Source organism: Burkholderia sp. A2, assembly GCF_001729305.1.
GTDB lineage: Bacteria > Pseudomonadota > Gammaproteobacteria > Burkholderiales > Burkholderiaceae > Burkholderia > Burkholderia sola.
In genome coordinates, this window is sequence record NZ_LZXX01000072.1 from 1 (window position 1) to 542 (window position 542).

The window sequence follows — 542 nt, forward strand, 5'->3', positions numbered from 1 at the left end:
CCGATCATCGAGCTGTCGGCGATGCTCGCCGAAGTGACGCCCGCCGGCTTCAACCACTTCTTCTATTGCAACAGCGGCTCGGAAGGCAACGACACCGTGCTGCGACTCGTGCACCAGTACTGGCGCGTGCAGGGCAAGCCGCAGAAGAAATACGTGATCTCGCGCAAGAACGGCTATCACGGCTCGACGATCGCGGGCGGCACGCTCGGCGGGATGGGCTACATGCACGAGCAGATGCCGTCGAAGGTCGAGCACATCGTGCACATCGACCAGCCGTATTTCTTCGGCGAAGCGCAGCCGGGCGAAACGCCCGAAGCGTTCGGCCTCGCACGCGCACAGCAGCTCGAAGCGAAGATCCTCGAGCTCGGCGCGGAGAACGTCGCGGCGTTCATCGGCGAGCCGTTCCAGGGCGCGGGCGGCGTGATCTTCCCGCCGTCGACGTACTGGCCGGAAATCCAGCGGATCTGCCGCAAGTACGACATCCTGCTCGTCGCGGACGAAGTGATAGGCGGGTTCGGGCGCACCGGCGAATGGTTCGCGCA

Annotated in this window: 1 protein-coding gene; it reads left to right on the top strand. The window is 64.9% G+C overall.

All coding sequences use genetic code 11. The features are described from left to right. Positions 1-542, top strand: a 542-nt coding sequence (locus A9Z05_RS05690; protein WP_141723374.1) for an aminotransferase class III-fold pyridoxal phosphate-dependent enzyme, incomplete at both ends; no start/stop codon positions are given.